Below are 26,077 nucleotides of genomic sequence, written 5' to 3'. Positions count from 1 at the left end.
GTTCCAAAGCGTTAATCTTGACTCCAAATCACTACTGAAATCACGGTTTCATGTAAAAACGATAATTTCTCCTTCCTACAGCCTCGCTTTTGCCGGCAACGAACGGCTCCTGGTAGAGCTCGATGAGCATCTGAAGCGGCCCGCAGTCGCCAGTGGGCACCCCGCAGGTTTTCGTGAGTGGGAGTGGGATGGGCTGTGCGCTCAGGACCGGACGTTTGTCGGGCTGCTCGCGCAGGATCGATTGCAGGCTCTTGAGCGCGAACGTCCTGATAGCTAGGGCATACGCACAGGCTTCTTCCAGGTGCTGTTCGCCGTGCAGTCGGGCTTCTTTGCGCAAGGCGCCGGCAGCCTTATGCCCGTTGGCCACATCGCTGCGCTCGGTCAGGTGATGGCGCAGATGCCGCAGGACGGCAGGCCCAACCCGTTCCCCCCCAGGCGAGAGATTTCCCCTGGAGATTGCTGAAACTCAGAAAGTTCCCATGTTGTTCAAGAATGGTTTCCATTGACTAAGGACAGACACATCAAGTTTTATTGTCTATACAAGTAAAGACAATAAGGCCGGCGCAAGGCTGCCGCCTCATTTCGAATGGAGATGACATGAAGCTTGGCATTCATGATGCCCGCGCATCCGCGGTATCGCTCGCCTGCAGACGGACACTTCCATGACCTGGACACGCTCCAGTTCTTCGATCGGACTGGCTTTGCCGAAGCCTGGGTCGGTGAGCACTACATGATGCCAGGGGGAACCATGCCTCTCGCCGGACCTGCTTCTGGCCCAGGCATTCCTGACGACCATGCATATCCGGTTGGCGCCAGGGGCGTTCATGCTGCCGTTTCATCATCCGGCCGAGCTATTGCGCGCAGCGAGTCTGCGACGCTGTGTGCTTCCCCCCCGGCGCCAAGCTGGTCGGTGAAGAGGACAAGGGCGGCGGCCTACTGGCAGCGGTCTCCCTGCTCTCCAGTCTGCCGTACGGCATCGCCCGTTGGTACCCCTTGGGGCTGGAGGGGCAGGTACGGGTGGATTTCGACTGCGAATACACCGGCGGATCCCTCTATCTGAATGGTGTGGAGCCTGGCGACAACGCGCATGTCGTCGATGACCTGATCAGTACGGGCGGAACCCTGGTCGGCCTGGTGGACGCCATACGGCGGGCGGGTGCGAGTGTGCTCGGCATTGTCTGCGTGGCGGAGAAGATCAACTACGGCGGCGCAGAGCGGCTCGGCAGGCCACCGGGATTACCGTCCAGTCGCTTGTTCAGGTGGACGTCTCGGGTGAGCGCTCGATCGTCTCGGGCATCAACTACTGAGAGAGGCTTCGATGAACAGGACGAAATTCCACGGCTGGTACATGGTGGGCGCCGTGCATCTTCTGCTGGCACTGACCTTCGGCGCTGCCTACTCCTTCGGCGCGTTCTTCACCAGCCTGCAGGCGAACTTCGACGCCGGCCGCTTTTCGACCGCGTCGATCTTCTCGCTGACGGCGTTGATCTACTACGTGGTGGGGGGCTTCTCCGGCGCCTGGAGCGATAGGACCTCGGTGCGCACCGGGGCCAGTATCGGCATCGTGTTGCTCTCGCTGGGCTTCCTGGCCAGCAGCTTGCTGTCGTCCTCGCTGGCCCTGTTCCTGGGAACCTTCTGCAGCCTGGTCGGGCTGGGAGTGGGGCTGGTCTACGTGCCGGCGGTCTCGACCATCCAGCGCTGGTTCGTCGTCCATCGCAGCTCGGCATCGGGCCTTGCGCTGGCGGGGACGGGGCTGGGTACGCTCGTCGGCCCGATGGCCGCGGGCTTGTTGATGCAGCACCTGCCCTGGCAGAGCACCATGCAGATCTACGCCGCCGCCATCGCGGTGCTGGGACTGGCCGCCGCAGCCTACCTGCGGGGGAAGCCCGAAGACCTGGGACAGCACCCCGACGGCCTCTTGTCCACCGACACTGTCGATACCACGCCCTGCAAGCCGGCGGCGCAGCACCACAGCATCAGCCTGCGCGAGGCGGCGCGGCGGCCCCGGTTCTGGTGGTTCTTCGTGGCGATCTTCTTCGGCTCTATCGGCCTGTTCCTCGCGCTTGTCCACATCAACCCCTACGCGCAGCAGCAGGGGCTGGATGCCAGGCAGGCAAACCTGCTCATCGGTCTGATCGGCGTGGGCAACATCGGCGGGAGGCTTGTGCTCGGGCGCATCGGCGACCGCATGGGCGCGCAGCGTTTCCTGATCGTGGTCACCCTCAGTCTGGTCGTCCTGTGCGGCGGGTGGAGCATGGCCCACGGTTTCGCTGCGCTGGCCATTTTTGCGCTGCTGTTCGGCGCGGCCAATGGCGGCTGCATTGCGTTGTATCCGGCAGTCGCCAGCACCTGGTTCGGCACGGCCAACCTGGGTGCGGTCCTGGGCGCCCTGTACATCGCCGTGGGTATCGCGGCCGTGGCCGGCGGAAGCGTCGCCGGGCTCCTTTACGACCTCTACCAGAGCTATACGCTGTCCATTGCCCTGGCGGGCACTTCAGCCTTGCTGTCGGCGGTGGGCATTGTCCTGGCGGCGCGCTCCGCGTGATGAAGCACGGGGGATCTATTCGATTACATCGAGCGATTTCATAACCCGAGAATGCGTCGTAGAGTCGCCCGGCAAGATTTGAAGTTTTCGGCCCTTTTCAAACCGTCCGTGGAAATGGGATAGAGCCCGGCACGAAAAGCATCTTGACCAGCGAACATGAAGCCCGCTCAAGCGCCAAGCAACAGCTTCCCCCTTATTGCCGTGCAGGCGGCGAAGGGAGTTGGGGGCTGATGCACACATTCATGGCCCTCCAGGCAAGTTCCCTCGCTCCCGGTGCCGAAACGCCACCTTCGTGCCCTGAATCAAGGCGAATGCCCCACGGCAAGTCGCTACCCCTCAGTACCCATCCGCCACCGGTGCCAGGTAGAGCCCGCCCGCACCTAGGGCAATGCGCAGGTTGCGGATCTCCCCGGCGCGCAGGGTCAGGGTCTGTCCGGCGAGGATGGTCATGCCGTTCCGGCAGGCGTCGCCAGGACCGTTCGGCGCAAGACGCACGTCCACCGCACCGGGTTGCAGGTTCAGGGCCAGGCTGGCGCCCGGTTGCAGGTTGCCGACCAGTTCGTCGTGGACATACAGGCCGACATCGCAGGCAGTGCCGGACTCGACCCGCTCGCGGGAAACGTTCAGCACCGCATAGCCGATCGGCGCCGGGTCGGGTTGCGCCCAGCCACCGCTGGCCGGTTGCGGGTCCGCGGCGAGCGCCGGGAGGGCGCAGGCCAGGGCAGCGGTATGGAGCAGCGGGCGAAGGATGGGGAACATGGCGGGCCTCGGCGGCGGGGGGCGTAGGGAAAAGCTTGGCTGAAGCCGGGGCCCGGGACAAGTCGGGACGGGCGTCCGCGCCCGTCCGTCGCTGGGGTCAGGCGCCGCGTTGCGGCAGCATGGCGCGCAGTACGTCGTCCTTCTGCACGCGGTGGTGCCAGATGGCCGCGGCGGCGTGGCCGAGGATCAGCGCGAAAAGCAGGTACTGGACGGTGACGTGGGTGCCGCCGGCGAACGCCTTGAAGGCTTCCGGCAGGTCGAACGGGCCGACCTGTACCAGCCAGAACAGGTCCAGCGGACGCTTGCCGGCGAGCATGCCGGAGAGCGGCATGACGATCAGCACCGCGTACAGCAGGAAATGCCCGGCCTTGGCGGCCGCGCGCTGCCAGTCCGGGTTCCCCTCCAGGGTATCCGGGACACCCTGGACGCGGCGCAGCACCAGGCGTGTCAGGGTTAGCAGGAGTACCGCCACGCCCAGCGACTTGTGCAGGGTGAAGACGTTGCCCTTGCCGCCGAGCAGGCCGGCGAAGAAGTCGGCGCCGTAGGGCAGGGCGATGATCAGCAGGACCGCGACGGCGCTGAGCCAGTGCAGGGCGATCTGTGACGGGGAATAGCGGCGGATGGACATGGTTCTACCTCGTGAAGAACAAGGTGAACATGTTAACCATGTGCTTTGTAGGGTTTAAGCCTCTTTACTCCGCCTTTACCCGTTCTTGACGCTTTGTCGGTTACCGGATATTTCGAGGATTGACCTTGACACCATGTCAAGGTCGAAAATCGCCCCATCGATGACCAACAGGAGGCAATACCATGCAAGTCTTCAAGGTTCAGGGCATGACCTGCGGCCACTGCGTACGGGCGATCACCCATGCGGTGCAGGCGAAGGACTCGGCGGCGGACGTCCAGGTGGATCTGGGCGCCGGCGAAGTCCGGGTCGCCAGCCGGCTCGACAGCACCCAGGTACTCGAGGCGATCCGCGAGGAGGGCTACGGCGCCGAGCTGGCCTGACCCCAGTCGCGCACCAGGCCACGGAACATCGGCTCCAGCAGGTGTTCCGCGTCCGTATCCGGATCGAACAGGCGCGGATCGCGCAACCAGTCGTTGAACAGGCCCAGGATCAGCGCGTGCAAGGCGCGCGAGGCGATCCTCGGGGTCATGCCCGGATGCAGCCGCACACGGCATTCGTCGCGGGCGAACAACTGCTCGCAGAGTTCGATGAACATCTGCACGAAGGCGTTGTTGCGTTCCTGCGCCTCGCGCAGTTCCTCGGTGAATTCGCAACGTTGCATCAGGATGGTCAGGATGCGGCGCTTCTTCTCCTGCGTCAGCAGCGATTGCACGGCTTCCAGGCAGAGGTCGTAGAGCGAGCGCAGCGGGTCGCTGCCATCGCAGCCGGAAAGGCGCTCGGTGAGTTGCTCCGGCGGCAGGCGTACCTGGTTGAGCATCTCGTTGAACAGGTGGGCCTTGTTCTGGAAGTGCCAGTAGACGGCGCCACGGGTCACCCCGGCGGCCCTGGCGATCTGTTCCAGGCTGGTGTGGGACACGCCCTTTTCCAGGAACAGTTCCTCGGCGGCCAGGAGGATGGCCGTGCGGGTTTTTTCAGAATCTTCCTTTGTGCGTCGCATGCTGTGCTGGGTAGTCGAATCGGTCTCGGCAACGGGGCGGGGAGTGTACCGATTTTAGCCGCGCTCGGGCGGACTCGAAGTATTTCGACACCACCTTTGTCTAATGCGGCTCATTCATGAGCCGTGGCTTCCGCGGATCCATGGTCGCCGGCCATGATCGGCGGGCGTCTTCGGTGTTATGCTGCGCGCTGCTTTTCGGCGACTCCCCGGCTGTCCGTAGCATCTTCCCGCCAGTACCGGCCTTCAGGCCTGGAGCCGCCCGCCCTCACAGACGATTCAATGATAGGCGTCGTCGTCCCGCTTGCCGGGAGCCGCGCAGGGAAGTGCCTTGCCTGCCACCGACGCGCCCCGTGCCGAGCGATCCATGAACCTGCGCATCCTGCTGATACTGGGAGCCCTGAGCGCCTTCGGGCCACTGGCCATCGACTTCTACCTGCCGAGCTTCCCGACCCTGGCCAAGGCCTTCGCCACCGACGTCGAGCACGTCCAGCTGAGCCTGGCCGCCTACTTCGCCGGGCTGTCCATCGGCCAACTGCTCTACGGCCCGGTGGCCGACCGCTATGGCCGGCGCCTGCCGCTGCTGGTGGGGGTGAGTATCTTCACCCTGGCCTCGGCCGCCTGCGCCCTGGCGCCGAGCCTGGAGTGGCTGATCGCCGCGCGCTTCGTCCAGGCCCTCGGCGGCTGCGCCGGGATGGTCATCTCGCGGGCAGTGGTGCGCGACCTGTGCGATCCGATCGGCGCCGCCAAGGCGTTTTCCCAGTTGATGCTGGTGATGGGCCTGGCGCCGATCCTCGCCCCCGTGGCTGGCGGCCTGCTGCTGGACTGGCAGGGCTGGCAATCGATCTTCGTCTGCCTGACCCTGTTCGCCGCCCTGGCCGGCCTCGGCGTGGCGTTGTGGCTGCCGGAAACCATCCCGGCCGACGGCGAGCGACCGCCGCTGTCCGGCGCGCTGGGGCAGTACCGGCGGCTGTTCGCCGACCGCCTGTTCCTCGCCTATGGTCTTTCCGGCGGGGTGGCGATGGCCGGGATGTTCGCCTACATCGCCGGTTCGCCCTACGTGTTCATCCAGCTCTACGGGATTCCCGCCGAGCACTACGGCTGGCTGTTCGGCAGCAATGCCGCGGGCTTCATCGTCATGGCACAGGTCAACGCGCGACTGCTGCGCTATCGCGGGCCGGCGTTCTGGCTGCGGCGGATCATCTGGGGCTACCTGGCGTGCGGCCTGGCCCTGCTGGGCATCGCTTCGCTGCAACCGGCCACGCTGTGGCCGCTGCTGGTTCCGCTGTTCGGATGCGTGGCCAGCCTCGGCTGCATCATTCCCAACGCTTCCGCCTGCGCCATGGCCGGACAGGGACAGCACGCCGGCAGCGCCTCGGCGCTGATGGGCAGCCTGCAGTTCAGCGTGGCGGCGGGCGCTTCGGCGCTGGTCGGCGTGCTCCACGATGGCACGGCGATCCCCATGACCCTGGTGATCGCCGTCTGCGGCGCGCTCGCGACCCTGCTCGCCTGGCAGAGCGGGCGCCTGGAGCGCCAGGCCGCCTGAGCGCGGATCAGGCCGTTCGCTGTTTCAGTTCGGGCAGCACATGGGGCGCGCGCAGGCGCGCCTCGAGGCGGTCGACGAAACGCCGGGCCTCGCTTTCGCTACGGAAGTTGACGGCCTGCTGGTCGAGGCAGACTTGCCAGCATTGGCCTTTCGGGGTTTGCGACGGGCGGACGAGGATGTTCATGGCGATTCATCCATCGGGGCTGGAAAGGGAGCTTCAGTCTAGTCCTGTCGGCCCGGAAAACACTGACCGGGATCAGTTTGCCGACAACTGGTCGCCGCTTCGTTTACAGCCCCGCCGCAGAGCGTTTCAGGCTCCTCCCTCGCCCTGCCTCACCCGCTGCCGGTAGGCGCTCGGCGACAAACCCATGACCTTGCTGAACAGGCGCGAGAAGTAGTAGCTGTCGTCGTAGCCGACCGCCTGGCCGACCCGGGCCACGCTCTGGTCGCTGCTGTCCAGCAACTGGCAGGCGTACTCGATCTTCAGGTGCAGGAAGTGCTGGATCGGCGTACGGCCGGTGATCGCCTTGTAGCGACTAACGAAATGGAACTTCGACAGGTTGCAGAAGGCCGCCAGGCGTTCCAGTTCGAGGCGCGCATGCAGGTGTTCGCGCATGTAGGCGTGCAGCCCGTCGAGGTCCAGGCTGCCCTCGCGCAGCGGGCGCAGCAGCGGTAGCTGGCAGAGCAGGCTGCGCAGCCGGCTGGCGGCGAGCAGGAAGTGCTGGAAGCGGTAGCCGCTATGGCGTACTTCCAGCAATTGCTCGAAGCCGCCGAGCAGGGCGTGTTGCAGGCCCCAATGGCGCAGCGGGGTGTCGCGGTAGCCGGCGCTGTGTTGCAGCCAGGTGGCGCTGTCGCCGCGCAGGTGGGTCCAAAAGATGGTCCAGGGTTGGCGGTCGTCGGCGGCGTAGTCGTGGGCCATGCCCGGCGGCAGCCAGAGCAGGTCGCCGCTGCCGACCCGGTATTCGCGCCAGGCCTCGCCCTCGCGCACGCGCAACAGGCCCTGGCCTTCGCTGCAATAGATCAGCAGGTGCTCGTCGTGGCGCTCGCGGCTCATGCGGTGGTCGCGGGCGCGCCGGTAATGGCCCAGGGAGGTGGGATAGAGGTCGCGGCTGAGCGGGTGGACCGCCAGTTTCTCCAGCAACGCCGCCGGGATCGGCAAGCGCAGGCTGTCGGCCGGCAGGGGCCAGTCGGAGGTGTGCGACATGTCGGTAGCCGGCTCCGCAATATAGTCCATGAACAACACAATTTAGTCGATCTCGCGACCTTCCGCCCAGTGATAGCTTCTTGGCCAAAGCGGGGTCCGAATCGACCTCGTACCAGTCCGCCACAACAATAAAAGCCGGCCTGGCCGGTGCAGGAGGGTTCATGTCAGTCCCAGTCCGCCACCTCATCGCGGGAGCCTTCGTCGAAGGTCTCGGCGCCCAGCGCATCCCGGTCAGCAATCCCCTCGACAACAGCACCCTGGCGGAGATCGCCTGCGCCAGCGCGGAGCAGGTCGAGCAGGCGGTGGCCAGTGCCCGCGAAACCTTCGCCAGCTGGAAGGAAACCCCGGTTTCCGAGCGCGCGCGGGTGATGTTGCGTTACCAGGCGCTGCTCAAGGAACACCACGACGAACTGGCGAAGATCGTTTCCAGCGAGCTGGGCAAGACTTTCGAGGACGCCAAGGGTGACGTCTGGCGCGGTATCGAGGTGGTCGAGCACGCCTGCAACGTGCCCTCGCTGCTGATGGGCGAGACGGTGGAGAACGTCGCCCGCAACATCGACACCTACAGCATCACCCAGCCGCTGGGCGTGTGCGTCGGTATCACCCCGTTCAACTTCCCGGCGATGATCCCGCTGTGGATGTTCCCGCTGGCCATCGCCTGCGGCAACGCCTTCATCCTCAAGCCTTCCGAGCAGGTGCCGCTGACCAGCGTGCGGCTCGCCGAGCTGTTCCTCGAGGCCGGTGCGCCGAAGGGCGTGCTGCAGGTGGTGCATGGCGGCAAGGAACAGGTCGACCAGTTGCTCAAGCACCCGCAGGTGAAGGCGGTGTCCTTCGTCGGCTCGGTCGCCGTCGGCCAGTACGTCTACCACACCGGCACCGCGCACAATAAGCGCGTGCAGAGCTTCGCCGGGGCGAAGAACCACATGGTGATCATGCCCGACGCGGACAAGGCGCAGGTCATCAGCAACCTGGTCGGTGCCTCGGTGGGCGCGGCCGGGCAGCGCTGCATGGCGATCTCGGTGGCGGTGCTGGTGGGGGCCGCACGCGAGTGGATTCCGGAAATCCGCGACGCGCTGGCCAAGGTCCGCCCCGGCCCATGGGACGACAGCGGCGCCAGCTACGGCCCGGTGATCAACCCGCAGGCCAAGGCGCGCATCGAGCGCCTGATCGGCCAGGGCGTGGAGGAGGGCGCGCAACTGCTGCTGGATGGCCGCGGCTACAAGGTCGAGGGATACCCGGACGGCAACTGGGTCGGTCCGACGCTGTTCGCCGGGGTGCGTCCGGACATGGCGATCTACCGCGAAGAGGTGTTCGGCCCGGTGCTCTGCCTGGCCGAGGTCGACAGCCTGGAGCAGGCGATCCGCCTGATCAACGAAAGCCCCTACGGCAACGGCACCTCGATCTTCACCAGTTCCGGCGCTGCGGCGCGGACCTTCCAGCACCACATCGAGGTCGGCCAGGTCGGCATCAACATCCCGATTCCGGTACCGCTGCCGTTCTTCTCCTTCACCGGTTGGAAGGGCTCGTTCTACGGCGACCTGCACGCCTACGGCAAGCAGGGCGTGCGCTTCTACACCGAGACCAAGACCGTGACCGCGCGCTGGTTCGACAGCGACAGCGTGGCCGGGACCAACTTCTCGATCCAGATGCGCTGAAAGGGAGACGGACCGATGACCGACATCGCATTTCTCGGCCTGGGCAACATGGGCGGGCCGATGGCCGCCAACCTGCTCAAGGCCGGCCACCGGGTGAATGTCTTCGACTTGCAGCCAAAGGCCGTGCTGGGCCTGGTCGAGCAGGGCGCGCAGGGCGCCGATAGCGCCTTGCAGTGCTGCGAAGGCGCCGAAGTGGTGATCAGCATGCTGCCGGCCGGGCAACACGTGGAAAGCCTGTATCTCGGCGACGACGGCCTGCTCGCGCGGGTCGCCGGCAAGCCTCTGCTGATCGACTGCTCGACCATCGCCCCGGAGACCGCGCGCAAGGTCGCCGAGGCCGCCGCTGCGAAGGGCCTGACCCTGCTCGATGCGCCGGTTTCCGGCGGCGTCGGCGGCGCCCGCGCCGGCACCCTGAGCTTCATCGTCGGCGGCCCCGCCGAAGGCTTCGCGCGGGCCCGGCCGATCCTCGAGAACATGGGCCGGAACATCTTCCACGCCGGCGACCACGGCGCCGGCCAGGTGGCGAAGATCTGCAACAACATGCTCCTCGGCATCCTCATGGCCGGCACCGCCGAGGCCCTGGCGCTGGGAGTGAAGAACGGCCTCGACCCGGCGGTGCTGTCCGAGGTGATGAAGCAGAGTTCCGGCGGCAACTGGGCGCTGAACCTCTACAACCCCTGGCCCGGGGTGATGCCGCAGGCGCCGGCGAGCAACGGCTATGCCGGTGGTTTCCAGGTGCGCCTGATGAACAAGGACCTCGGCCTGGCGCTGGCCAACGCCCAGGCGGTGCAGGCCTCGACGCCGCTCGGCGCGCTGGCGCGAAACCTGTTCAGCCTGCACGCCCAGGCCGATGCCGAGCACGAGGGGCTGGATTTCTCCAGCATCCAGAAGCTCTACCGCGGCAAGGACTGACACCCTACGACCAAAGGTTGATGGCGGGTGCCCGGTGCCCGCCCATACTCCAAGGCTCACTCACTGCTTCATCCCTAATAAGAACAATCAGAGGGCTGGAACATGACGTACCTGCAGCAGCACGCCCGCTCGATCGCCGAGCCGGCCGCGTTCTGGGCCGAACAGGCCCGCTCCCTGGCCTGGTACCAGGCGCCCGCGAACATCCTCGAAAGCCTGCCCGACGGCACCCACCGCTGGTTCGCCGACGGCCGCCTGAACAGCGCCTACCTGGCCCTCGACCGGCAGATCGAGGAGGGGCGCGGCGAACAGACCGCGCTGATCTACGACTCGCCGGTGACCGGCACCCAGGACCGCTACAGCTACCTGCGGCTGCGCGACGAAGTGGCGTGCCTGGCCGGCGCCCTGCGCGCCCTCGGGGTCGGCAAGGGCGACCGGGTGATCATCTACATGCCGATGGTGCCGCAGGCGGCCATGGCCATGCTCGCCTGCGCGCGCCTGGGCGCGGTGCACTCGGTGGTGTTCGGCGGATTCGCTCCCTACGAGCTGGCCCTGCGCATCGACGACGCCACGCCGAAGCTGGTGCTCACCGCTTCCTGCGGGCTGGAGTTCGACCGGGTGATCGAATACAAGCCGCTGGTGGACAAGGCCCTCGAACTGGCGATCCACCAGCCTGCCCACGTCATGGTCTGGCAACGCCCGCAGGCGCGCGCGCGCCTGCACCCGGGCCGCGACCTGGACTGGCAGGACTGCCTCGCCGCCGCCGGGCCGGCCGATCCGGTGCCGGTGGCCAGCGGCGATCCGCTGTACATCATGTACACCTCGGGCACCACCGGTAAGCCCAAGGGCATCGTCCGCGACAACGGCGGCCACGCGGTGGCGGTACGCTACGCGGTCCGCACTATCTACGGCATGCGGGCCGGCGACGTCTGGTGGGGGATCTCCGACGTCGGCTGGGTGGTCGGCCACTCGCTGATCGTCTACGGTCCGCTGATGTGCGGCTGTACCACGGTGTTCTACGAAGGCAAGCCGGTGCGCACGCCGGATGCCGGCGCCTACTGGCGGGTGATCGAAGAGCACAAGGTGAACAGCCTGTTCTGCGCGCCGACGGCGATCCGGGCGATCCGCAAGGAAGACCCGCATGGCGAACGGGTGAAGCGCTACGACCTGGGTTCGCTGCGCCACCTGTTCCTGGCCGGCGAGAAGCTCGACAGCAGCACCCAGCACTGGCTGGAGGAGCACACCGGGCGGCCGGTCCACGACCATTGGTGGCAGACCGAGACCGGCTGGCCGGTGACCGCGCCCTGCACCGGGATCGCCGGCCACGACCTGCGGGCCGGCTCGACCAACCGTGCGGTGCCCGGCTACCACGTGCAGGTGCTGGACGACGAAGGCCGGCCGCTGGGAGCGAACCGCCAGGGCGCGATCGTCATCGCCCTGCCGTTGCCGCCGGGCTGCGCGCAGACCCTCTGGGGCGACCACCCGCGCTACCTGCAGGCCTACCTGGGCAACTATCCCGGCTACTACCACACCGGCGACGGCGGCTATCTCGACGAGGACGGCTTCGTCTACATCATGGGGCGCACCGACGACGTGATAAACGTTTCCGGGCATCGCCTGTCCACCGGCGAGATGGAGGAGCGCGTGGCGCAGCACCAGGCGGTCGCCGAGTGCGCGGTGATCGGCGTGCGGGACGAACTCAAGGGCCACGTGCCGCTGGGCCTGGTGGTGCTCAAGGACGATGCCGGGATCGCCGCCGAGCAACTGCAGCGCGAGCTGGTGGCGCTGGTCCGCGAACAGATCGGCGCGCTGGCCTGCTTCCAGCGGGTGGCGGTGGTCAAGCGGCTGCCGAAGACCCGCTCCGGGAAGATCCTCCGCGCGGTGCTGCGCAAGATCGCCGATGGCGAGGACTACGCGGCGCCATCGACCATCGACGATCCGGCGATTCTCGATGAGATCGAGGCGGCGTTGAGGGTACGCAAGGTGGGGTAGGGGCAGCGCGAGCATCGAGCCTGGCGGCCGAGCGGCTTTTCGTGGCTGCTCCGGCTTCTGGTTGCGCCTAGCCGGGCGAGTCGCTTTTGCAAGCGTCCAAAAGGGAGCAAAAGTCTCGCCCCCGCTTCCGGCCCCAGCCGCTTTGCGGCTGGGGTGCCCTCACGGCATCGCCGTCCGCATGCCGGAACGCTGCGTCTGTAGGGCTGCGTCCTCCGAAAAGTCAGGAGAACACCGGAGATAGCCTGCACACCGGGCTACCTTGGAGGGACGCCTAGTCAGAGGGTTGGGGGACGTCCTTGCCAATCAGCAACTTATAAATCTTCGAAAAAGAGGGTTTCCGCCAGGGAAAACCCCGTATTTCTTTTTCCTTCAAATATAGGTTTTCGGGGCTAGTTCACTGCCGTGCAGACAGCTAAGAAAAGTTAAATACAGCCTGTAAGAGAACCCCCATTGTTCACTGCCGTATAAGCGGCCAGGAAAGCCGGCTGCGTATCCCAGTAGTGGTGGGGTTCCAGAGTCCCCACGCTGGAGGTTCCGCCTCGCCGACGCCATGGATTGCGCCCCAGCGTGCCGATGATTTTGCCCCCGGCAGCGGCAAGGAGCGGCTACTCCGCTCGCCCCATCATCAATAAAAGTTAAAGAATCGTGCGGCCTCGTATCTACGACAGCGGTAGTCGAAGTGCACAGGAAGTTGCGCCTTTCATCTCCATTACTTTCACGCGCGATCTATCGCGCATGAACGAATGCAAGGATTCGCACATGAGTGGAAAACCCGCCGCCCGCGCCACCGATCCCACGGCCTGCCCTCTGCCGGGTCACGGCACCAGCCCCATCGTTCAAGGCTCTCCCGATGTCATTTTCGATGGCCTGCCCGCCGCACGACAAGGCGACGCCTCGGCATGCGGAAGCCCGATCGCCTCGGCCGTTTCATCGACGGTCTTCATCAACGGCCAGCCCGCCGCCACCCTGGGCAGTGTGGGTGCCCACGGCAACGTGATCATCGGCGGCTCGGGGACAGTGCTCATCGGTGACGTCTTCAGCCCCGCCCCGTTCTCTCCCGTCGTCCCTTCGAACCGCGACACCGCCCCATTCTCCGGACGCTTCCAGCTCATTGACCAGGAAACCGGCAAGCCCGTTGCCGGGCGCAGGGTGAAGGTCTGGTCGAGTGGCGGTTGGAGCGCGCTCGATACCACAGATGCCGAAGGCCTGACCTCGTGGATCAACCACGAGGCATCGGAGTCGATCCAGATCGATCTGGTGCAGGGAGGTGAAGCATGAGCGATCAGCCCAGCCTCGCTCAGGGCGGCATGAGCCCCGAAGGCAAGACCAACCCCGTCGGCATCCTGGAGCCCAAGCTCGATCCGCAGGACAAGCAAGTGCTGTGCTCGGCGATCTGCCATTGCAGCAGCACGCCCAACGTCAGCCAGGATGGCAGGAACCTCAAGCAGGCCTGCGTGGCCCAGCGCCTCGGCGAACTGGACGAGATTCTCCGGGGGCGCAGCCCGTACAAGCCCGAAGTCAGTTACGACATGACCAAGAGCCCGCCGCAGCCGATCCTCGACAGCCAGACCGGCAGCAGCGCGCATGGCTGGATACCGGGCTGGATCAGCAAATACTGGGATGAAGACCCGGAGCATCCGCCATTTAAGCCGGGTCGAGGCATGATTCGTCGGCCTGACGTGGTGATTGTCAAAGACCCGATCAAACCGCCGACCCAGGACAATATCAAGCAGGTGGTGGAGATGAAGTTTCCGCCTGACCCACCGGATAGTAAGCAGGTAAAAGCGTACGAAAAGATCGCTGGCGATGAGCGTAAAATCGTCGAAATGAAATCCACCGAATGCGACTGTAGCCAGGAAAACCAGCAATCCAAGGTACCGGTAGAACAGCTCGGATGGGCTGCAACTATCGCAGGGGCGGTGATGTTTATCGTGACACGTGGTCGATCTCCGCGACCGTCCATCCCAGTCCCAGCCTATTGATCTGGAGGAAATTTCATGGAGAAGGAATTCAACTTGGCCGAAGAGTTGGCCAAGCAGCCACACCTGCTGGAGATGCCCGGCAACCTGCTGATGAAAGGCGGCCCCGAGGACTATATCGGCGCCGTGCTCTGCCTGCGCGGCACGCTCTATTTCAAGGAGGCCCATACCCCTCTGGTGCGCGAGGCGTTGTGTCAGTGTTTCGACGAGTTCAAGCACTTGGCCGAGCCGTACCTGACTTGGCTATGGCGCGAGGAGCCAGCAGAAGGAAAGCCGCTGACTGCATACAGTGATGCAAAGCCACTGCGCGAAATGCTGGCCAGCATGGATGAGGATTACCCTCTGAGCTTTTACTACACCAGTGGCAGGCAGTCTAACGACGCCGGCGCTTGGTACTTCGAGATTTTTGGCCAGGCGGCTTGGGAAGCAAAGATGGGAGACGACCTAAGCGTTCTGGAGTTCTCCGTGCCGCTGCTGTATCAGGAGCAGAACCCATTGAGTTTCCTACACCTACTTCTCGACTTCGCACGTCGATTGGTTCCCGAGCAAGGCTATGCCGGACATGCCTTCAATCTGTCCGTGACGAACAGGGATGACAACCAGCCTACCGAAGCCTTTATGGCAGCACGTATGCCTGGGCTGGATGTTGGTACCGCTGGACTGCTTGCTCATCGCCCGACGTTCAAACCGACCAGGATCAAGACCGTCAGTTGGCTGACCGTACTCGATCAGCAGCGTCTGGAGCTGGTCGGCGGCCTGGATGCCCTGCGCAGCCAACTGCCATCCAGCCATTTCGCCTTCTACGACTACGGCGCCGGCGTGGTGATCCAGGCCGGCGCCTATCCGTCAGGGGGCGACGGTGAGGACCCGAGACCGGCCACCTACGTATTGCTCAACCAAGTGCTCAAGGGCATCCGCTACGAAACCGTCGGTTCGCTGCACGGTGGTTCGCACGACGGCGAACTGCGCCTGGTCGGCTGGTCCGCCGACCAGTGGCTCAAGCGCCTGGATGTGGATGAGAGCGACATCCCCGCCTGGCGGGCCAGGCTGCTCAGCGACGAAGCATATCTGGACGCGACGAATACCCTGCCGGAACGCCTGTAGAACAGTCGCCTGGATAGGCTGCCGTCCCTGGAGTCGATTCGAAGAAAACTTCATGAGCCCTGAATTCGATCTGATCGAGGAATTGGCCAAGCACCTGTGTAGGCAGCTAAGAAATGGCGAAATCCGCCACCAAACGCTGGCGAACCGGGAGGCGTCCATATATGAATAACCGTCTTACGGTTATCTGCCGATGGGACTGGTGGCCCTCTCCCCAACCCTCTGACCAGGCGCCCCTCCCCGAAGGGAGAGGAAGCGGTCCGGTGCGTCGGCTACTTCTGATGTTTTCCTGAGCCCCCGGCGGGAGCCGCTCTTCATTCCGGGCGGATAACGCTGAAAGCGTTATCCGCCACGCTCCGAGCCCTTGCCCGCTCAGAACCCTTCGAGAACGATCTTGCCCTTGGCCTTGCCGCTCTCCAGCAGCGCATGGGCGCGGCGCAGGTTGGCCGCGTCGATGCGGCCGAAGTGCTCGCCCACGGTGGTCTTCAGCACGCCTTCGTCGATCAGCCCGGCGACCCGTTCCAGCAAGCGGTGCTGCTCGACCATGTCGTCGGTCTGGAACATCGAGCGGGTGTACATGAACTCCCAGTGCAGCGACAGGCTCTTCTGCTTCAGCTTGCCGATGTCCAGCGCCGCCGGGTCGTCGATCAGCGCCAGGCGGCCTTGCGGGCGCAGCGCGGCGACGATCTGTTCGAGGTGCTGGTCGGTGTGGGTCAGGCTGGCGACGTGGCTGACCTCGTCGAGACCGATCCGCTTCAGCTCCTCGGCCAGCGGCTTGCCGTGGTCGATCACATGATGCGCGCCGAGGTCGCGGACCCAGGCCTGGGTCTCGGCGCGCGAGGCGGTGCCGATCACGGTCAGCCCGGTCAATTGCCGCGCCAGTTGCACGAGGATCGAACCGACCCCGCCGGCGGCACCGACCACCAGCAGGCTCTGGCCCTGGTCGGCCTTGCCTTCGGCGATCTGCAAGCGCTCGAAGAGCAGTTCCCAGCCAGTGATGGTGGTCAGCGGCAGGGCCGCGGCCTGGGCGAAGTCGAGGCTTTTCGGCAGGTGCCCGGCAATGCGCTCGTCGACCCGATGCAGCTCGCTGTTGCTACCGGGGCGGGTGATGTCCCCGGCGTACCAGACCCGATCGCCAGGACGGAACAGGCTGACCTCGCTGCCGACCGCGCGCACCACGCCCGCCGCGTCCCAGCCCAGCACCTTGGCCTTGCCGGCTTCCGGCTGGGCGCGCTGGCGGACCTTGGTATCCACCGGGTTGACCGAGATGGCGCGGACCTCCACCAGCAGGTCGCGCGGGCCCGGCGTGGGCTCGGGTAGTTCGAGATCGAGCAGGGCATCGGGATGGTCGATGGGCAGGGACTGGTAGTAACCGACAGCTTTCATGGGGGCTCCGGGAAACGGGCCTCAGGCGAGGCGATAGAGTTGGTCGATCTTCACGTTCTGCAGCAGGGCTTCGTTGCCGCGGCTGAAGCGCAGGAAGTGCTCGGTGTTCTGGTGGCGCTCCAGGGCGGCGTCGTCGCGCCACTGCTCGATCATGTAGAACAGGTGGGAGTCGTGGCGGTCCTGGTGCAGGTCGTATTGCAGGCAGCCGGCCTCGGCGCGCGACGGGGCGACCAGGGCGCGCAATTCGCGCTCCAGGGCCTCGGCGTGGCCGGGGGCGGCGGCGATGGTGGCGATCAGGGTGAGGGGTGTGCTCATGGTGGAGTCCTTCGATGAGGTGGAGTCAGGATGGGCTATTTCAAATCGCTGAAAAACAGGCTATCAGGGAAGACTCTTTCAAAGGAATCTTGAAAATGCTGCGTTACGACGACCTCCAGGTGTTCGTCCACACCAGCGACAGCGGCTCGTTGTCCGCCGCCGCGCGCCAGTTGGAGATTTCCCCGGCGGTGGCCAGCGCGGCGCTGAAGCGCCTGGAAAGCGAGCTGGAGGTACGCCTGTTCGCCCGTTCCACCCGCAGCCTGCGCCTGACTCCCGAGGGCGACGCGTTCCTCCTGCATGCCCGCGCCTCGTTGCGCAGCCTGGAGGAGGGGCGCCGGTTGCTGCAGGGCGGCAAGGACCAGATCGCCGGGGTGCTGCAGCTTTCCGCGCCCTCCGACTTCGGCCGCAACCTGCTGCTGCCCTGGCTCGACGAGTTCCAGGCGCGCTATCCGCAACTGAACCTGCGCCTGCTGCTCGGCGACCGGGTGACGGATCTCTACCGGCAGCCGGTGGACGTGGCGATCCGCTACGGCGCACCGGCCGACTCCAGTCTGGTCGCCCTGCCGCTGGCGCCGGACAATCGGCGAGTGCTCTGCGCCGCGCCGGGCTACCTGGCGGAGCACGGCGAGCCGCGCCAGCCGGACGACCTGCGCGAGCACAATTGCCTGCTCTACCAACTCGGCGGCCGGGTGCACGACCGCTGGGCGTTCCAGCGGGGCCGCCGCAGCCTGACCCTGACGGTCGCCGGCGACCGGGTCTGCGACGACGCCGATGTGGTGCGGCGCTGGGCCCTGGCCGGCAAGGGACTGGTCTACAAGTCCTGGCTGGACGTGGCCGAGGACGTGCGCGCCGGGCGCCTGCGCCTGCTGCTGCCGGAGTGGCAGGGCGAGGCGACGCCGATGAACCTCTTGTGTACCCACCGCGCCCAGTTGACCCGCCCGGTGACCCTCTTGCGCGCGTTCGTGCGCGAGCGTTGCGACGCATTGCTGGCGGAGGCTCCATGGACGAGGAACTGAACCGGGCGGCGAGCCTGGCCATCGAGCTGGCGGACGTGGACAGCGCCGCGCGCTTGCACGAACGCCTGCGCGAGGCCCTGGCGTTGCCGCAGTGGTACGGATGCAACTGGGATGCCTTCTGGGACGCCATCAGCGGCCTGGTGCCGATGCCCCGGCGATTGCGTCTGCAAGGCTGGAGCGACTTCGCCCGGCGCCTGCCGGAGGAAGCGGCGCAGCTGTCGGCCTGCCTGGAGGCGTTGCGCGAGACGTACCCGCAACTGGCGCCGGAAGTCCTGCGCGACGCTTGATCAGTCCCAGCCGAACAGCTCGGCGGCGTTGCGGCTGCTGCTCGCCGCCAGTTCCTCGGCGTCGACCCCGCGCAGTTCGGCGAGGGCGCGGCAGATGTCCGGCAGGTGCTCCGGACTGTTGCGCTGGCCGGGATGCATCGATGGCGCCATGTCCGGCGCATCGGTTTCCAGCACGATGGCGTCGGCCGGCAGCTCCGCCGCCACCTTGCGCAGGCGGTTGGCCTGCGGCCAGGTCGGCGCGCCGCCGAGGCCGAGGCGGAAGCCGAGCTTGAGGTACTCGCGGGCTTCCTCGCGGCTGCCGGCGAAGGCATGGATGATGCCGTGGCGCTCCAGGCGGATGCGCTTGAGGGTGGCGATGGTCGCCGCGTGGGCGCGGCGCACGTGGATCAGCGCCGGCAGGCGGAACTCCGCGGCCAGCCGCAGTTGGGCCTCGAACAGCGCCTGCTGGGCGTCGCGGTCGAGGTGTTCCAGGTAGTAGTCCAGGCCGATCTCGCCGACCGCGCAGAGCTTCGTCTCGCCGCGCAGGCGTTGCAGCCACTGGCGCAGGTCGTCCAGGTGCTGCGGGCGGTGCCGCGCCAGGTAGACGGGGTGCAGGCCGAGCGCCGCGTACAGGCCATCCTCGGCCTGCGCCAGGTCCCAGACCCGTTGCCAGTTCTCGCGGTAGACGCCGAGCACCACCTGGCGCTCGACCCCCAGCGCGCGGCTGCGTTGCAGCAGCGCGGCGCGGTCGGCGTCGAAGTCCGGGAAGTCGAGGTGGTTGTGGGTGTCGACCAGGCGCATGGCGGCCGGCTCAGTCGCGCAGCTTGAGTTGCCGGGGGATGGCGTGCAGGCCCGGCCGGTAGTCGTTCTCCTCGACCGCGCGGAGCGCCAGTTCGAGGGCGTTGGCGGCGATCAGCGCGTGCTGCTGGTAGATCGAGTTGACCTTCAGCGGCACGAAGTCGAGCAACTGGGTGTCGCCGAAGGTCGCCACCCGCAAGCCCTCGGGCCAACCGTCGGCGCGCGCCTGGAACACGTCGAAGACGCCTTCGAGGAGCACATAGGCGGTGGTCACCAGGGCGTCGGGCAGGTAGCCCAGGCGCTCGAGCAATTGCTCCATCAGGCGGCGTCCGCACTCGCGGCTGAACACCTCGGCATGCTCGACGATGACCTCGCCGCGGAAGTCCTTCAGCGCCTGGCGGAAGCCGGCGGCGCGGTCGTGGCTGATGATCAGGTCCGCCCGCGCGCCGAGCAGGGCGATATGGCGCGGCGCCGGTTGCAACAGGGTTTCGGTGAGGCGGCGCGCGGCGTCCTGGTCGTCGCTGATCACCGAGGCGAAGCGCTGCGGGTCGAGCTGGCGGTCGATGGCCACCACCGGCAGGCCTTCGGCGACCAGCCGGGCATGGGTATCATCCCCGGCCGGCAGGCAACTGGCGACGATCAGCGCGTCGCAGCGGCGCGCGCGGAACAGGTTGACCACCTGGCGCTCGGTCTCCGGCTCGTCGTCGGAGCAGGCGATCAGCAACTGGTAGCCGCGCGCCCGGGCGCCTTGTTCGAGTTGCTTGGCGAGGCGGGCGTAGCTGGGGTTTTCCAGGTCCGGGAGAATGAAGCCGAGGGTGCGGGTCTGCCCGCGGCGCAGGCCGGCGGCCTGCTGGTCCGGCTGGTAGCCGTGTTCCTCGACCACGGCAAGCACGCGCTCGACGGTGGCGGCGCTGATGCGCCGCTGGGCGGCCTTGCCATTGATGACGTAGCTGGCGGTGGTCACCGAGACCCCGGCCAGGCGGGCGATATCACTGAGTTTCAAACCGATCTCTACTGGAGGCGACGACAAGTTGGGCTTCAAGGATCAATCATTATCGGGTAACGTGCCAATTTAATTAAGTGAATCGATTCAGCAAAAGATTCCGGCGAAGCCGGCGCCCTCTGCCCCAGGCTGCCTCGCGCAGCCCGAACGCGGCGCCGCCTACGCTATGGCAGGTCAATGACAACAAGCGGATCACCGCCCCAGGCTGTACGGAAGGCTCCCGCGAGCCGCTTTCCGCTACCGCCGGCACATCCCGCGCCCGCGCCTCGGCGCGGCGGGACGATCCGGACGTGAGACGGGGAGCCGTTCGCTCCTGAGGAGGTTTCCATGCTCGAACTCGATACCCGGCAGATCCGCATGGGCCAGCGCGCCGCGGACAAGGCCGAGGCCCTGCGCCTGCTCGGCGCGACGCTGGTCGCCGACGGCCTGGCCGCGCCCGGCTACGCCGAGGGCCTGAAGGCGCGCGAGGCACAAGGCTCCACCTACCTCGGCCAGGGCATCGCCATACCCCACGGGACCCCGGATACCCGCAAGCTGGTCTTCAGCACCGGCGTGCGCCTGCTGCAATTCCCCGAGGGAGTGGACTGGGGCGATGGCCAGCAGGTCTACCTGGCCATCGGCATCGCGGCGAAGTCCGACGAACACCTGCAGCTCCTGCAACTGCTCACCCGCGCCCTCGGCGAGGCCGACCTGGGACCAGCGCTGAGCGCGGCCGCCAGCGCCGAGGAAGTCCTCCGCCTGTTGCAGGGCGCGCCGCAGGAACTGGCGCTGGACGCGCAACTGGTCGGCCTCGGCCAGAACGCCGAGGACCTCGACGAACTGGCCTGGCTCGGCGCGCGCCTGTTGAAGAAGGCCGGCTGCGTGGAGAACGGCTTCGCCGCCGTGCTCCAGCAGACCGAACCGTTGCCGCTGGGCGACGGGCTGTGCTGGCTGCACAGCGAACAATGGGTGAAGCGCCCCGGGCTGGCCTTCGTCACTCCGGCGCAACCGTTGCAGCACCAGGGGCAACCGGTCACCGGGCTGTTCTGCCTGGCCAGCCTGGGCGAAGCGCACCAGGCGCTGCTCGAACGCCTGTGCGAGCTGTTGCTGGAAGGGCGTGGCGCCGAACTGGTGCGTGCCACCAGCAGCCGCAGCGTACTCGCGGCGCTCGGCGGCGAACTGCCGCCGGACTGGCCCAGCGCGCGCGTGGTCCTGGCCAACCCGCATGGCCTGCATGCCCGCCCGGCGCAGGCGCTGGTGCAGCTGGCCAAGGGCTTCGCCGGCGAGATCCGGGTACGCCTGGCCGACAGCGACGCGGCCCCCGTCTCGGCGAAGAGCCTGAGCAAGCTGCTCGCCCTCGGCGCGCGACGCGGTCAGACGCTGGAGTTCAGCGCCGAGCCGGCGATCGCCGAGGCCGCGCTGCCAGCCTTGCTGGCCGCGGTGCGCGAGGGGCTCGGCGAGGAGGTCGAAGCGCTGGCGGAGGAGGCCTTGCCCGATGCCGTCGGCGAGGCGGAAGAGGATGCCCGGCCGGCGCCGCTGCGCGCCGGCGAGCGCCTGCAGGCGATCGCCGCGTCGCCGGGCATCGCCATTGGTCCGGCGCATGTCCAGGTGGCGCAGCGCTTCGAATTCCAGCCGCGCGGCGAGTCGCCGGTCCATGAACGCGAGCGCCTGCTGCGGGCCAAGCGGGCGGTGGACGAGGAGATCGTCGGCCTGGTCGAACGCAGCACGGTGAAGGCGATCCGCGAGATTTTCGTCACCCACCGCGAGATGCTCGACGATCCGGAACTGGCCGAGCAGGTGCAATTGCGCCTGAATCGCGGCGAAAGCGCCGAAGCGGCCTGGAGTCGGGTGGTGGAAGACAGCGCGGCGCAGCAGGAGGCGCTGCACGACGCGCTGCTCGCCGAGCGCGCCGCCGACCTCCGCGACCTCGGCCGGCGGGTGCTGGCCAGGCTCTGCGGGGTAGAGGCGCCGCGCGAGCCGGAGCAGCCGTACATCCTGGTGATGGACGAGGTCGGCCCCTCCGATGTCGCCCGCCTCGACGCCCTGCGGGTCGCCGGCATCCTCACGGCGCGCGGCGGCGCCACCTCGCACAGCGCGATCATCGCCCGCGCCCTCGGCATTCCGGCATTGGTCGGCGCCGGCGCGGCGGTGCTCGGCCTGGAGCCGGGCACGGCGCTGCTGCTGGATGGCGAGCACGGCTGGCTGCAGGTGGCGCCGAGCGCCGAACAGTTGCAGCAGGCTGCCGCCCAGCGCGACGCCCGCCAGCAGCGCCAGGCCCGCGCCGACGCGCAGCGCCTGGAGCCTGCGCGGACCCGCGACGGCCACGCGGTGGAAGTCTGCGCCAACCTGGGCGACACCGCCGGCGCCGCGCGCGCGGTGGAGCTGGGCGCCGAGGGCGTCGGCCTGCTGCGCACCGAGTTCGTCTTCATGAACAACGCCCGCGCGCCGGACCTGGCGACCCAGGAAGCGGAATACCGCCGGGTGCTCGACGCCCTCGACGGACGTCCGCTGGTGGCGCGGACCCTGGATGTCGGCGGGGACAAGCCGCTGCCGTACTGGCCGATCCCCCACGAAGAGAATCCCTATCTGGGCCTGCGCGGTATCCGCCTGACCCTGCAGCGACCGCAGATCCTCGAGACCCAGTTGCGCGCGCTGTTCCGCGCCGCCGGGGAGCGACCGCTGCGGGTGATGTTCCCGATGGTCGGCAGCCTCGACGAATGGCGCCAGGCGCGTGACCTGGCGCTGCGCCTGCGCGAGGAAATCCCGCTGGCCGACCTGCAACTGGGGATCATGGTCGAGGTGCCTTCGGCGGCGTTGCTCGCGCCGGTGCTGGCCCGCGAGGTGGATTTCTTCAGCGTCGGCACCAACGACCTGACCCAGTACACCCTGGCCATCGATCGCGGTCACCCGAGTCTTTCGGCCCAGGCCGACGGCCTGCATCCGGCGGTGCTGCAACTGATCGACATGACCGTCCGCGCCGCCCACGCCGAGGGCAAGTGGGTCGGCGTCTGCGGCGAACTGGCGGCCGACCCGCTGGCGTTGCCGCTGCTGGTCGGCCTGGGCGTGGACGAGCTGAGCGTCTCGGCGCGCAGCATCGCCCTGGTCAAGGCCGGCGTGCGCGAACTGGAGCTGGTCGCCGCGCGCGGCCTGGCCCGCAAAGCCCTGGGCCTGGCGAGCGCCGCCGAGGTCCGGGCCCTGGTGGAAGCGGAGGTGCAGTAATGGCGCGGATCCTGACGATTACCCTGAACCCTGCGCTGGACCTCACCGTGCGCCTGCGCCAACTGGAACTGGGGGCGGTTAACCGCAGCGAGGCGGTGCTGACCCAGGCCGCCGGCAAGGGCCTGAACGTCGCCCAGGTGCTCGCCGACCTCGGACATCGGTTGACGGTCAGCGGCTTCCTCGGCGAAGACAACCAGCCGCCGTTCACCGCCATGTTCCAGCGCCGTGGCTTCGCCGATGCGTTCGTCCGGGTGCCGGGCGAAACCCGCAGCAACATCAAGCTGGCCGAGCGCGGCGGGCGCGTCAGCGACCTCAACGGGCCGGGCCCGGAGGCCGACGAGCGAGCCCAGGCGGCGTTGCTCGAACGCCTCGACCGGCTTGCCGGGGAGCACGAGCTGGCGGTGGTCGCCGGCAGCCTGCCGCGCGGGGTCGAGCCGGAATGGCTGGGCGAGCTGCTGCGGCGCTTGCGGCGGCTCGGCCTGAAGGTCGCCTTCGACAGCAGCGGCGCGGCTCTGCGCGAAGGTGTGAAGGCTGGGCCGTGGATGATCAAGCCGAACGTCGAGGAGCTGGCCGACCTCTGCTCGGCGCCGATGGATGACCTGGTCGCACAGCGCCAGGCAGCCGAACGCCTGCGCCATGACGGGGTAGGCCAGGTGGTGATTTCCCAGGGTGCCGCGGGGGTCAACTGGTTCGCCGCCGAGGGCGCCTGGCAGGCGCGGCCGCCGGCGGTGGAAGTGGCCAGCACGGTGGGCGCCGGCGATTCCCTGCTGGCCGGCATGCTGCACGGCCTGGCCAGCGGCTGGCCGGCCGAGCGGGTGCTGCGTCAGGCCACCGCCATCGCCAGCCTGGCGGTGACCCAGTTCGAGTTCGGCATCGGCGATCCGCAGCGCCTGGCGCGGATCGAAGCGGGTGTCGTGGTGCAGCCATTGGTCGAGGAGGCCTGAGATGAAACTAGCGATCGTCACCGCCTGCCCTGGCGGACAGGTTACCAGCGTGCTCGCCGCGCGCCTGCTGCGGGGCGCCGCCGAGCGCCTGGGCTGGGAAACCTGCGTCGAGGCGAATGGCGGGTCGAGGCCCGAGGGCGAACTGAGCGCCGAACAGATCGCCGAAGCCGACTGGGTCCTGCTGGTCGGCGTCGAGCCGCTGGCGGCGGCGCGTTTCGTCGGCAAGCCGGTGTATCGCGCGCGTCCCGCCGAGGTGCTGGCCGATCCGCGCGCCTTCCTCCAGCGGGCCGCCGCCCTGGCGAGCGTGGAGGTCGCCGGGGACGAGGCCGGCCTGGTTGCGCCGGAGGCCGGAGCGGCACCGCGGATCGTCGCGGTGACCGCCTGTCCGACCGGCGTGGCGCACACCTTCATGGCCGCCGAGGCGTTGCAGCTCGCGGCGGGGCAACTGGGCTTCGCGTTGCAGGTCGAGACGCAGGGCTCGGTCGGCGCGCGCAACCCGCTCGACCCGGCGGACATCGCCGCCGCCGACGTGGTCCTGCTGGCCGCCGACATCGACGTGGACACGGCCCGTTTCGCCGGCAAGAAGATCTACCGTTGCGGCACCGGCGTGGCACTCAAGCAGGCCCGCGCGACGCTCGAGCGGGCGCTGGCGGAAGGTAGGGTCGAGAGCGCGGGCGTAGCCAGCGCGGTGGTCGCCGGGGACGAGAAGCGCGGGGTGTACAAGCACCTGCTGACCGGGGTGTCGTTCATGTTGCCGATGGTGGTCGCGGGCGGCCTGCTGATCGCCCTGTCGCTGGCCTTCGGCATCGACGCCTACAAGCAGCCGGGCAGCCTGGCGGCGGTGCTGAGGACGGTCGGCGACACGGCGTTCGTCCTGATGGTGCCGATGCTCGCCGGCTACATCGCCTATTCCATCGCCGACCGCCCGGGCCTGGCGCCGGGCATGCTCGGCGGTCTGCTCGCCGGGACCCTCGGCGCCGGGTTCATCGGCGGGATAGTCGCCGGCTTCATCGCCGGCTATGCGGCGCGGGCCATCAGCCACGGGCTGAGGCTGCCGGCGAGCCTGGAAGCGCTGAAGCCGATCCTGGTCATCCCGCTGCTGGCCAGCCTGCTCACCGGCCTGCTGATGCTCTACGTGGTCGGCAAGCCGGTGGCCGGGATGCTCGCGGCACTGACCGGGTTCCTCGACGGCATGGGCACCTCCAACGCTATCCTGCTCGGCCTGCTGCTCGGCGGGATGATGTGCGTCGACCTCGGCGGACCGGTCAACAAGGCCGCCTACGCCTTTTCCGTCGGCCTGCTCTCGTCGCACAGCTACGCGCCGATGGCGGCGGTGATGGCGGCGGGCATGGTGCCGCCGATCGGCATGGGCCTGGCGACCCTGCTGGCGCGGCGCAAGTTCGCCGAGAGCGAGCGGCAGGCCGGCAAGGCAGCCTCGGTGCTGGGGCTGTGCTTTATCTCCGAAGGCGCCATCCCGTTCGCCGCCAAGGACCCGCTGCGGGTGATCCCGGCGAGCATCGCCGGCGGCGCGCTGACCGGCGCCCTGTCGATGTATTTCGGCTGCAAGTTGCAGGCGCCTCACGGCGGGCTGTTCGTGATGCTGGTGCCCAACGCGATCAACCACGCCCTGGCGTACCTGCTGGCGATCGTCGCCGGCAGCCTGCTTACCGGGCTGCTCTACGCCGTGCTCAAGCGCGGCGCCGAGCCGGGACTGGCGCTGGGGACCTCGTCCTCGCGGGAACCGGCGGCTGACGGATAACCGCGAGGCGGTCATGCGCCCTACGCCACCTGAGCGACGTGGCAGGGGTAGGGCGAATAACGCCGCAGGCGTTATCCGCC

At 67.6% G+C, this 26,077-nt stretch carries 24 protein-coding genes; 14 read left to right on the top strand and 10 right to left on the bottom strand.

The features are described from left to right. Positions 1-40: 40 nt before the first annotated feature. Positions 41-367 (bottom strand): hypothetical protein, encoded by a 327-nt coding sequence (locus tag HMPREF2886_RS25705; protein ID WP_039027311.1) that lies wholly within the window; start codon positions 365-367, stop codon positions 41-43. Positions 368-1,318: 951 nt separating this feature from the next. Between HMPREF2886_RS25705 and HMPREF2886_RS25700 the strand changes: the two genes are divergently transcribed. Beyond that, positions 1,319-2,545: an MFS transporter gene (locus tag HMPREF2886_RS25700; protein WP_070748633.1), complete on the top strand. Its 1,227-nt coding sequence runs from the start codon at positions 1,319-1,321 to the stop codon at positions 2,543-2,545. A 336-nt stretch (positions 2,546-2,881) separates the two neighbouring features. Here HMPREF2886_RS25700 and HMPREF2886_RS25695 read toward each other — a convergent pair whose 3' ends face one another. Together HMPREF2886_RS25695 and HMPREF2886_RS25690 are read right to left on the bottom strand one after the other, a co-directional pair. After that, on the bottom strand, positions 2,882-3,304 hold the full coding sequence (locus HMPREF2886_RS25695; protein WP_003092157.1) for a hypothetical protein: 423 nt from the start codon (positions 3,302-3,304) through the stop codon (positions 2,882-2,884). Between the two features lie 97 nt (positions 3,305-3,401). Then, a complete protein-coding gene (locus HMPREF2886_RS25690) occupies positions 3,402-3,932 on the bottom strand; it encodes a cytochrome b (RefSeq protein WP_070748631.1) in 531 nt (176 codons plus the stop codon). Between the two features lie 182 nt (positions 3,933-4,114). Here HMPREF2886_RS25690 and HMPREF2886_RS25685 point away from each other — a divergent pair, with 182 nt between their 5' ends. Beyond that, positions 4,115-4,312, top strand: a complete 198-nt coding sequence (locus HMPREF2886_RS25685) for a heavy-metal-associated domain-containing protein (RefSeq protein WP_003092153.1) — start codon at positions 4,115-4,117, stop codon at positions 4,310-4,312. Here HMPREF2886_RS25685 and nalD read toward each other — a convergent pair. Further along, on the bottom strand, positions 4,291-4,929 hold the full coding sequence (gene nalD, locus HMPREF2886_RS25680) for an efflux system transcriptional repressor NalD (RefSeq protein ID WP_003092152.1): 639 nt from the start codon (positions 4,927-4,929) through the stop codon (positions 4,291-4,293). The two genes, HMPREF2886_RS25685 and nalD, sit on opposite strands and share 22 nt — an antisense overlap. A gap of 364 nt (positions 4,930-5,293) precedes the next feature. Between nalD and HMPREF2886_RS25675 the strand changes: the two genes are divergently transcribed. Further along, positions 5,294-6,472, top strand: coding sequence for a multidrug effflux MFS transporter (locus tag HMPREF2886_RS25675; protein WP_070748629.1), 1,179 nt, complete (start codon positions 5,294-5,296; stop codon positions 6,470-6,472). Positions 6,473-6,479: 7 nt separating this feature from the next. On the opposite strand, the gene HMPREF2886_RS25670 is transcribed toward HMPREF2886_RS25675, so the two are convergent. Together HMPREF2886_RS25670 and mmsR are read right to left on the bottom strand one after the other, a co-directional pair. After that, entirely contained in the window at positions 6,480-6,656 is a 177-nt protein-coding gene (locus HMPREF2886_RS25670) for a hypothetical protein (RefSeq protein WP_003104346.1), read from the bottom strand. A gap of 126 nt (positions 6,657-6,782) precedes the next feature. After that, complete coding sequence (gene mmsR, locus HMPREF2886_RS25665; RefSeq protein ID WP_003122160.1) at positions 6,783-7,706, bottom strand: MmsAB operon transcriptional regulator MmsR; 924 nt, start codon at positions 7,704-7,706, stop codon at positions 6,783-6,785. 131 nt (positions 7,707-7,837) lie between these two features. Here mmsR and mmsA point away from each other — a divergent pair, with 131 nt between their 5' ends. The 6 genes from mmsA (at position 7,838) to HMPREF2886_RS25635 (ending at position 15,315) form a co-directional block, all read left to right on the top strand. Beyond that, positions 7,838-9,331, top strand: coding sequence for a CoA-acylating methylmalonate-semialdehyde dehydrogenase (gene mmsA / locus HMPREF2886_RS25660; protein ID WP_003104350.1), 1,494 nt, complete (start codon positions 7,838-7,840; stop codon positions 9,329-9,331). Between the two features lie 15 nt (positions 9,332-9,346). Further along, positions 9,347-10,243: a 3-hydroxyisobutyrate dehydrogenase gene (gene mmsB / locus HMPREF2886_RS25655; RefSeq protein ID WP_003143309.1), complete on the top strand. Its 897-nt coding sequence runs from the start codon at positions 9,347-9,349 to the stop codon at positions 10,241-10,243. A 102-nt stretch (positions 10,244-10,345) separates the two neighbouring features. Further along, positions 10,346-12,232: a propionyl-CoA synthetase gene (locus tag HMPREF2886_RS25650; RefSeq protein ID WP_033970089.1), complete on the top strand. Its 1,887-nt coding sequence runs from the start codon at positions 10,346-10,348 to the stop codon at positions 12,230-12,232. 759 nt (positions 12,233-12,991) lie between these two features. After that, entirely contained in the window at positions 12,992-13,510 is a 519-nt protein-coding gene (locus HMPREF2886_RS25645) for a PAAR domain-containing protein (RefSeq protein WP_033970090.1), read from the top strand. After that, positions 13,507-14,214: a VRR-NUC domain-containing protein gene (locus HMPREF2886_RS25640; RefSeq protein ID WP_033970092.1), complete on the top strand. Its 708-nt coding sequence runs from the start codon at positions 13,507-13,509 to the stop codon at positions 14,212-14,214. The genes HMPREF2886_RS25645 and HMPREF2886_RS25640 overlap by 4 nt, the downstream gene beginning before the upstream one ends. 15 nt (positions 14,215-14,229) lie before the next feature. Beyond that, positions 14,230-15,315 carry a DUF3396 domain-containing protein gene (locus HMPREF2886_RS25635; protein ID WP_033970094.1) on the top strand — a complete coding sequence of 362 codons (1,086 nt, stop codon included), beginning with the start codon at positions 14,230-14,232 and terminating at the stop codon, positions 15,313-15,315. 369 nt (positions 15,316-15,684) lie between these two features. On the opposite strand, the gene HMPREF2886_RS25630 is transcribed toward HMPREF2886_RS25635, so the two are convergent. After that, on the bottom strand, positions 15,685-16,698 hold the full coding sequence (locus HMPREF2886_RS25630; RefSeq protein WP_033975615.1) for a zinc-binding alcohol dehydrogenase family protein: 1,014 nt from the start codon (positions 16,696-16,698) through the stop codon (positions 15,685-15,687). A 21-nt stretch (positions 16,699-16,719) separates the two neighbouring features. Next, positions 16,720-17,013 carry a putative quinol monooxygenase gene (locus HMPREF2886_RS25625; protein ID WP_003122161.1) on the bottom strand — a complete coding sequence of 98 codons (294 nt, stop codon included), beginning with the start codon at positions 17,011-17,013 and terminating at the stop codon, positions 16,720-16,722. A 95-nt stretch (positions 17,014-17,108) separates the two neighbouring features. Between HMPREF2886_RS25625 and HMPREF2886_RS25620 the strand changes: the two genes are divergently transcribed. Continuing rightward, entirely contained in the window at positions 17,109-18,029 is a 921-nt protein-coding gene (locus HMPREF2886_RS25620) for a LysR family transcriptional regulator (protein ID WP_033970100.1), read from the top strand. Continuing rightward, positions 18,014-18,316, top strand: coding sequence for a barstar family protein (locus HMPREF2886_RS25615; RefSeq protein ID WP_003092131.1), 303 nt, complete (start codon positions 18,014-18,016; stop codon positions 18,314-18,316). Before HMPREF2886_RS25620 ends, HMPREF2886_RS25615 begins: the two co-directional genes overlap by 16 nt. Here the strand turns inward: HMPREF2886_RS25615 and HMPREF2886_RS25610 are convergent, their stop codons facing one another. Then, positions 18,317-19,096 carry a TatD family hydrolase gene (locus tag HMPREF2886_RS25610; protein WP_033970102.1) on the bottom strand — a complete coding sequence of 260 codons (780 nt, stop codon included), beginning with the start codon at positions 19,094-19,096 and terminating at the stop codon, positions 18,317-18,319. Between the two features lie 10 nt (positions 19,097-19,106). After that, a complete protein-coding gene (gene cra / locus HMPREF2886_RS25605) occupies positions 19,107-20,096 on the bottom strand; it encodes a catabolite repressor/activator (RefSeq protein ID WP_033970103.1) in 990 nt (329 codons plus the stop codon). Positions 20,097-20,423: 327 nt separating this feature from the next. Here cra and ptsP point away from each other — a divergent pair, with 327 nt between their 5' ends. The 3 genes from ptsP to HMPREF2886_RS25590 are packed head-to-tail and all read left to right on the top strand — an operon-like array spanning position 20,424 to position 25,997. Next, positions 20,424-23,294 (top strand): phosphoenolpyruvate--protein phosphotransferase, encoded by a 2,871-nt coding sequence (gene ptsP / locus HMPREF2886_RS25600; RefSeq protein ID WP_070748627.1) that lies wholly within the window; start codon positions 20,424-20,426, stop codon positions 23,292-23,294. Further along, a complete protein-coding gene (gene pfkB, locus HMPREF2886_RS25595) occupies positions 23,294-24,238 on the top strand; it encodes a 1-phosphofructokinase (protein ID WP_033970107.1) in 945 nt (314 codons plus the stop codon). Before ptsP ends, pfkB begins: the two co-directional genes overlap by 1 nt. A 1-nt stretch (position 24,239) precedes the next feature. Further along, the gene (locus tag HMPREF2886_RS25590) at positions 24,240-25,997 is read left to right on the top strand and encodes a PTS fructose-like transporter subunit IIB (RefSeq protein ID WP_070748625.1); all 1,758 of its coding nucleotides are present in this window, start codon (positions 24,240-24,242) and stop codon (positions 25,995-25,997) included. The last annotated feature ends 80 nt before the right edge of the window (positions 25,998-26,077 follow it).

Source organism: Pseudomonas sp. HMSC066A08, from assembly GCF_001813025.1.
Taxonomy (GTDB): Bacteria; Pseudomonadota; Gammaproteobacteria; order Pseudomonadales; family Pseudomonadaceae; genus Pseudomonas; species Pseudomonas aeruginosa.
This window is presented reverse-complemented; position numbering and strand designations above follow the sequence as displayed.